1 protein-coding gene is annotated in these 1,010 nt (G+C 74.3%); it reads right to left on the minus strand.

The annotated features are described in order from the left end of the window. Positions 1 to 91: 91 nt before the first annotated feature. Positions 92 to 988, minus strand: a complete 897-nt coding sequence (locus ACFWV8_RS38380) for a S1C family serine protease (RefSeq protein WP_384215111.1) — start codon at positions 986 to 988, stop codon at positions 92 to 94. Between the last annotated feature and the right edge of the window lie 22 nt (positions 989 to 1,010).

Below are 1,010 nucleotides of genomic sequence, written 5' to 3' on the forward strand. Positions count from 1 at the left end.
GCGAGGATTCTCATGATGCGAACCTAACCTCCGTACGGCGGCGGCCGGGAGTGCCGCTGAGCGCTGCCCGGCCTGATCCAAACGACAGACCCTAGTCACCGTCGATGATGGACTCCGCCGCCCGGAGCGCCTCGTCCACGGGGATCGCGAAGCCGATGCCGATGGAGCCGCCCCCGCCGCCGCGGTCGAGCGTCGCGATGGCGGTGTTGATGCCGATCACCCGGCCCCGGTCGTCCACGAGCGGGCCGCCGGAGTTGCCGGGGTTGATCGAGGCGTCGGTCTGGAGGGCCGTCCGGCCGCCGCCTCCGCTGCCGAGGCTGACCTCCCGGTCGAGCGCGCTGACGATCCCGGCGGTGACGGTGCCCGAAAGCCCGAGCGGGGAGCCGATGGCGAGGACGGCGTCGCCTACGGCCGGTCCAATGCCGGTGGCGACCTGGGCGGGCCGCAGACCGCCGGTCGTTTCCGTCTGGAGGACGGCGATGTCGTGCGCGGGATCCCTGCCGAGTACGTCGGCGGACAGTCTGCGGCCGTTGTCGAGGACCACGGAGACCTCCGAACTGCCCGCGACCACATGGGCGTTGGTGAGAATGCGGCCCTGCGTGTCCAGTACGAAGCCGGACCCGCCCGAGCCGCCCGCGCCGACCGATACGACGCTGGGCAGGACGCGGGCTGCGACGCCTTCGAGCCCCGCCGGCGCACCGCCCGCGGCTTCGGCGGCGGGCGGCGGGGCGTCGTCGGCTCCGGACGACCCGCTCGCGTAACCCGCGACGGCCCCGGCGGCGGTTCCGGTGAGGAGCGCGGCGAGGACGGCGGCGAGTACGGGGCGTGGGCGGGCGGGGGTTCGCGGGATGCCGGCCGGGGTGGCGTACGGCGCGGGCCCGTCCGCGTACGGGAGTTGGGCCCCGGCCTGCCGCGGGAACGGCGGGCGCCCGGGGACGAAGGACGGGCCGCGTGGTTCGCCTAGACCGTGAACTCGGTTGTCGGACATGGTCGTTCGTCCTTTCTAGGGT

It is taken from the genome of Streptomyces sp. NPDC058665, assembly GCF_042714995.1.
GTDB lineage: Bacteria > Actinomycetota > Actinomycetes > Streptomycetales > Streptomycetaceae > Streptomyces.

Excerpts from the sequence above, each read along its gene's own strand:
- ACFWV8_RS38380 (WP_384215111.1), bottom strand. The coding sequence starts at position 988 with ATGTCCGACAACCGAGTTCACGGTCTAGGCGAACCACGCGGCCCGTCC.